Source organism: uncultured Thermosynechococcus sp. (assembly GCF_937958135.1).
Taxonomy (GTDB): domain Bacteria; phylum Cyanobacteriota; class Cyanobacteriia; order Thermosynechococcales; family Thermosynechococcaceae; genus Thermosynechococcus.
In genome coordinates this window covers 1-6136 of sequence record NZ_CALGOG010000085.1, presented here as the reverse complement: position 1 = coordinate 6136, position 6136 = coordinate 1, and the positions used below count along the sequence as shown (strand labels likewise).

Annotated in this window: 6 protein-coding genes; 5 read left to right on the top strand and 1 reads right to left on the bottom strand. The window is 58.9% G+C overall.

Going from position 1 to position 6136, the window contains the following annotated elements; translation table 11 throughout:
* Window positions 1-12 precede the first annotated feature (12 nt).
* Window positions 13-150, top strand: a complete 138-nt coding sequence (locus Q0711_RS11730; protein WP_366519116.1) for a hypothetical protein — start codon at window positions 13-15, stop codon at window positions 148-150.
* Here the strand turns inward: Q0711_RS11730 and Q0711_RS10140 are convergent.
* Complete coding sequence (locus Q0711_RS10140; protein WP_299042480.1) at window positions 147-674, bottom strand: L,D-transpeptidase; 528 nt, start codon at window positions 672-674, stop codon at window positions 147-149. The genes Q0711_RS11730 and Q0711_RS10140 overlap by 4 nt on opposite strands.
* A gap of 82 nt (window positions 675-756) precedes the next feature.
* Between Q0711_RS10140 and Q0711_RS10135 the strand changes: the two genes are divergently transcribed.
* The 4 genes from Q0711_RS10135 (at window position 757) to Q0711_RS10120 (ending at window position 6120) form a co-directional block, all read left to right on the top strand.
* The gene (locus Q0711_RS10135; protein WP_298615963.1) at window positions 757-1419 is read left to right on the top strand and encodes a cofactor assembly of complex C subunit B; all 663 of its coding nucleotides are present in this window, start codon (window positions 757-759) and stop codon (window positions 1417-1419) included.
* Window positions 1420-1466: 47 nt separating this feature from the next.
* Complete coding sequence (gene hemF, locus Q0711_RS10130) at window positions 1467-2483, top strand: oxygen-dependent coproporphyrinogen oxidase (protein ID WP_299042476.1); 1017 nt, start codon at window positions 1467-1469, stop codon at window positions 2481-2483.
* A 28-nt stretch (window positions 2484-2511) separates the two neighbouring features.
* Window positions 2512-3825, top strand: coding sequence for a cytochrome c biogenesis protein (locus tag Q0711_RS10125; protein WP_298615916.1), 1314 nt, complete (start codon window positions 2512-2514; stop codon window positions 3823-3825).
* 66 nt (window positions 3826-3891) lie between these two features.
* On the top strand, window positions 3892-6120 hold the full coding sequence (locus Q0711_RS10120) for a heavy metal translocating P-type ATPase (RefSeq protein ID WP_298615914.1): 2229 nt from the start codon (window positions 3892-3894) through the stop codon (window positions 6118-6120).
* Window positions 6121-6136: the final 16 nt, after the last annotated feature.

The following is a 6136-nucleotide window of genomic DNA, read 5'->3' as shown; positions in this document are numbered from 1 at the left end:
GTGTATGTCCTTATGGCAACATTTGCCTCCCTTTTTTACTGCTTCACCTTTGCCTGTACCCAGCGGCTGTGGGCAGGGGTCATCCTCCATGGCTTGGTGGACGCGATCGCCGTTGTCTTTTTCGGCGCTGCTTTGGTTGCCCCCTTCTAGCGCACCACAATTACCGGCACACCCAGATGCACTTTCTCGAACAGCTCCTCTATGTCGCGGTTGTACATGCGCACGCAGCCGTGGGAGACCGCCTGACCCACAGACTCAGGATTGGGGGTACCATGCAGCCCAACCCAATTTTTGCCATCACTCCAAAAGCCAATCCAACGCCGTCCCAAGGGATTTTGGGGATGCCCGCCGGCAATCACGACACCGCTAAAGGGATTTTTCCAAGCGGGATCGCGAATCATCTGCCGCACTTGAAATGTGCCCACGGGGGTTTCCCACCCCGGTCGGCCAACGGCCACGGGATAGCGGCGCAGGGGGGTCTGGCCGCGATAGAGGGTTAGTTGCCGCCGCGAGAGGCTAATTTCTAGGTGCAAGGGGGCAGCCCTAGGACTGGCGAGGATGGCCGGCGGTGCACCGCCAAGGGCCAAGGGGAGAGGGTCTAAAAGGCTAAAGCTCACCAGTTCCAAAAGGGCGATCGCCCCCCGCCTGAGGCCTGCGAACCCTGGTCTTGGCATGGTGCCATTTACTCCTCCCACCGCAAGATTAGACTAACAGAGAATAGATACAGTGACTGTCGGGCCATTTTTCAAGATTGTGATGAACAATCAATTCCTGCGCTATCTGCCCCTGGCAACGGGGATTCTGGGGGGCACCCTGCTCCTGCTCAATCGTCTCCTGACGCCGCTGCTGACCCCCTCGCAAGCGCGGTCTGATGTGGTGGGGGTGATCCTAGCAGCGGTGTTGGTTTTAACGACGCTGATCTGGCAGCAGGTGCAGCCCCGTCCTCCCGAAGCGGTCATTCTGGAGGGGGAGGAGGGCTTTGAACTGGCGGCTGATTTGGATTCGGCACTGAAAACGGAACTGGCGTGGCTTTCCTATACGTTGCTCACCAATACGCCCACAAAGTCCATTGTGATTTGGCGGGGCGATCGCCCCCTTCTGCGGCGCGGCATTCTCGGCCCCAAACCCATGACGGCTGCCGGCCCCATTGTCCGGCGCGCCCTGCAAACCCAACGCCCCATCTATTTAGTGAATCTGGCTCTTTACCCCGGCCGCATTGAATTTGACTACTTGCCCCCCAATACCCAAGGGGTGATCTGCCAACCGGTGGATGAACAAACCGTGATGATTCTGGGCACCAATGCGCCGCGCAGCTATACCAAGCAGGATGAACAGTGGGTGGCTGCCCTGGCCGCCAAGTTCGCCCAGGTGCTGGCAGAGCAGTACAATAAAGACAGTCAAGGCCTAGACACGCTTTGAACTGCTGTTTGACACTGAAGACCGTTATTGGGATTTCGATATTGACTATGACTGTTGTAACCTCTGCTACCACCGCTGTGCCCAGGGATTCCCGTCAACGGGTGGCCACCTTTGTGAAGGATTTACAGGATCAAATTTGTCAGGCTTTAGAGGCTGCCGATGGCGGTGCCCAGTTTCAGGAGGACAGTTGGGAGCGACCCGAAGGCGGTGGCGGGCGATCGCGGGTGATGAAAAATGGCCGCCTTTTGGAGCAGGGGGGAGTCAATTTCTCGGAAGTCTGGGGCGATCAGTTGCCGCCCTCCATTTTGGCGCAGCGGCCAGAGGCTGCCGGCCATCCCTTCTATGCCACCGGTACCTCCATGGTGCTCCATCCCCGCAATCCCTATGTGCCGACGGTGCATTTGAACTACCGCTACTTTGAGGCGGGGCCGGTGTGGTGGTTTGGGGGGGGAGCGGATTTGACCCCCTACTACCCCTTTGCAGAAGATGCGAAACACTTCCACCAGGTGCACAAGGCTGCCTGCGATCGCCACCACAGCGAGTATTACCCCGTCTTCAAGCGCTGGTGTGACGAATACTTTTATCTCAAGCACCGCGGCGAAACCCGCGGCGTCGGCGGCATTTTCTTTGACTACCAAGATGGCAGCGATCGCGAGCTGTACCGTGGCCCTGACCCCAATGGCGAAGCGGCTCGCTATAGCCGCCAAGTCGGTTCAATTGGCCCTCGTTCCTGGGAAGATCTCTTTGCTTTTATTCAAAGCTGTGGTCAAGCCTTCCTAGAAGCCTATCTGCCGATTGTGGAACGGCGGCGTCACATGGAGTATGGCGATCGCGAGCGGCAATTCCAGCTCTACCGGCGGGGGCGCTATGTGGAATTTAACCTTGTCTATGACCGGGGCACCATCTTTGGCCTGCAGACCAATGGCCGCACGGAGTCTATTTTGATGTCCTTGCCCCCCCTGGTGCGCTGGGAATATGGCTATCAGCCAGAGCCTAACACTCCTGAAGCAGAACTGTACACCACATTTTTGAAGCCCCAAGACTGGGTCAATTGGCAACAATAAGTTAACCCTCATAAGGAGCAGTGCCCCTGTGGTTCGCCGTGTTTTTGCCCTCCTTGGAGACCTGCGTCTGGCCATTCTCCTACTTTTGGGGATTGCGATCGCCAGTATTGGCGGCACCGTGATTGAGCAGGGGCAATCCCTCAGCTTCTATCAAGCCAACTATCCCGAAGACCCCGCCCTCTTTGGCTTTCTCAGTTGGCGAGTCCTCCTGGCCCTAGGGTTAGACCATGTGTATCACACCCCCTGGTATCTCACCCTGTTGGTGCTCTTTGGGGCAAGTTTGATTGCCTGTACCCTGAGTCGTCAGGTGCCCGCCCTGACCGCCGCCCAACGCTGGCAGTACTACCAAGCACCGCGACAGTTCACCAAGCTGGCCCTCAGCACCACCATTCCCCAAGGTTCCCTCAAGGACTTGGCCACCGCCTTGACCGCAAGGGGCTACCGCGTCTGGCACACCGATAACCAGCTCTATGCCCGCAAGGGCCTTGTTGGGCGCATTGGCCCGATTGTTGTCCATGCCAGTATGATCCTGATTTTGCTGGGGGGAATTTTGGGAGCACTCACAGGCTTTACGGCTCAGGAACTGGTGCCCAGTGGCGAGACTTTTCATTTACAGCACATTGTGCAAGCAGGCCCCCTTGCCCGCATTCCCCAAGATTGGGCGGTGAAAGTCAACCGCTTTTGGATTGACTACACGGATAGCGGCGCCGTTGACCAGTTTTACTCGGATTTATCGGTGCTCGATGGGCAAGGGCAGGAGGTAAAGCGGGGCACTATCCATGTCAACCGGCCCCTCAGGTACGGCGGCGTAACCCTCTATCAGGCGGACTGGGGGATTGCCGCCCTTCGCTTTCGCCTCAACAACAGTCCTGTGCTGCAACTGCCCATGGCTCAACTGGAAACAGAGGGGAAAGGTCGCCTCTGGGGCACATGGCTTCCCACCAAGCCGGATCTCGCGGAAGGGATTGCCCTGATTGCGCAGGATCTTCAAGGCACGGTTCTCCTCTACGGCCCCAAGGGGGAGTTTCTCAGGAGCCTGCGCACGGGCATGAGTACAGAAATCAATGGGGTGAAGCTGACGTTGGTTGAAGTGGTGGGCAGTACGGGGCTGCAAATTAAAGCGGATCCGGGAATTCCCCTCTTCTATGCGGGGTTTGCCCTGCTCATGGCCGGCGTGATCATGAGCTACGTCTCCCATTCCCAAGTGTGGGGGCTGCAGGAGAACGAAATCCTCTACCTGGGCGGACGCACGAATCGGGCACAGTTGACCTTTGAGCAGGAATTGGCGGCGATCGCCTCTGAATTGACTCCCCAAAATTCCCCCGCCGAGGTGGACGCCTAACCCCTTGACTCTCCAGTTGACCGGAGACTTCAGGATCAACGGAGAGGGAACAAGGGAAAGGCTAAGATGACTCACCTCACCTTCAAAGTGCAGGGGATGCACTGTGCCGCCTGCGCCAATGTGGTGGAAACTGCCCTGCGATCGCTGGCGGGGGTAGTGGACTGTGAAATTCATTTTGCCGCCGGCCAAGCCAGTGTGACTTACGATCCCCAGCGGGTGACCTGGCTGGATTTGCAGGAGGCGATCGCCAAAGCCGGCTACCAGGCGGAGCGACTGCCGGCGGAGGGACTGGTCAGCGACACCGCCGCCGAGGAGTTTGCCTATCGGGCTGAACTGCGCCGTCTCAAACGCCGCCTTCTCTTTGCCGGGAGCGCCACGCTCCTGTTGCTCCTCGGGAACCTGCCGATGATGACGGGGGGGCCTGTTCCCCCTTGGCTGCACCATCCTGGGGTACAACTGCTGCTGACGGCCCCAATTCAGTTTTGGAGTGGCGAATCCTTCTATCAGGGGGCATGGCGGGCGCTGCGCTATCGCACCGCAACGATGGATACCTTGGTGGCCCTGGGCACGAGTGTTGCCTTTTTCTACTCCCTTTTGGTGACGCTCTTTCCCCAAGCCTTCCATGACTATTCCCCAGCGGTCTATTACGAGGTGTCGGCGGTGGTCATTACCCTGATTCTTTTAGGACGCCTTCTGGAAAGTCGAGCTAAGCGGGAAACCGCCGCCGCCCTGCGCAAGCTCCTAGCCCTACAACCCAAAACAGCGCGGGTCATTCGCAATGGGGAAGCGGTGGAGGTTCCCCTGATTGCAGTGCAGGGGGGAGATTTGCTACTGGTGCGCCCCGGCGAAACAATTCCCGTGGATGGCGAGATTGTGGCCGGGACTTCAACGGTGGACGAATCCATGGTGACCGGCGAGAGCCTGCCGCTGGCAAAGTACCCAGGGGATGAGGTGATTGGCGCTACCCTCAATCAAACGGGCAGTTTGCAAATCCGTGCCACACGGGTGGGGCAGCAAACCTTTTTGGCCCAGATTATTCAACGGGTGCAGCAGGCGCAGGCCTCCAAGGCCCCCATTCAAAAACTGGCGGATCGCATTACGGCGTGGTTTGTGCCCGCAGTCTTGGCGATCGCCCTCCTTACGGGGCTACTGTGGCTTACCCTTGGCCGCAATCCCACCCTGGCCCTGGTCACTCCGATGAGTGTCTTGATCATTGCCTGTCCCTGTGCCCTTGGCTTGGCAACCCCCACCTCCATCATGGTGGCCACGGGCAAAGCGGCGGAGTATGGCATTTTAATCAAAGATGCCCGCAGTCTCCAACTGGCGCAGCGCCTGCAAACCCTTGTCCTCGACAAAACCGGAACGCTGACCCAAGGCCATCCCAGCGTTACCGACTTCTATGCTGAAGGGGATGCCCACACCCTCTTGTGCCTTGCCGCCAGTGTGGAGGCGCACTCGGAGCATCCCCTGGCGGCGGCGGTGGTCGAATATGCCCAAGGGCAGGGGATCCCTCTGCAACCGGTTCGCGATTTTGCCGCCACCGTTGGTCAGGGGGTAGAAGGCCTCGTTGCAGATCGGTGGGTGCGCGTCGGCACGCCCGCCTTTCTGGAAGCCCGCGGTGTTGACACCGCCCCTTGGCAGTCCCACGCCCAGCGTCTTGCCCAAGGGGGAAAAACCGTTGTTTGGATTGCCGTGGAGGAAAGCGTCAAGGGTCTAGTGGCCATTGCCGATCCCCTCAAGCCCGAAGCGGCGGCGGTGGTAGCTGCCCTCAAGGGCATGGGATTGGAGGTGATTTTACTGACAGGAGATCACGCCGGTACGGCCGCCGCGATCGCCCGGCAAGTGGGGATTGACCATTACGTTGCCGGGGTGCGCCCCGCCCAAAAGGCAGAAATGATTGCTGCCCTGCAGCGTCAGGGCAACGTTGTGGGAATGGTGGGCGATGGCCTCAATGACGCCCCAGCCCTAGCGCAAGCGGATGTGAGCCTTGCCCTCGGCACGGGCACCGATGTGGCGATCGCCAGCAGCGACATTACCCTAATTTCCGGTCATCTTCAGGGCATTGTTACCGCCCTCCAACTCAGCCGTGCCACAATCCGCAATATTCAGCAGAATCTCTTTTTTGCCTTCATTTACAATGGGGCCGGTATCCCCATTGCCGCGGGTGCCCTCTACCCCTTGAATGGCTGGCTTCTCAACCCCATGGTGGCGGGGGCAGCCATGGCCTTTAGTTCCTTCTCGGTGGTCATGAATGCGCTGCGCCTGCGCCGTTTTCGCCCCTTCTCCAAGGCGTGATTTCAAAGGGCAACAT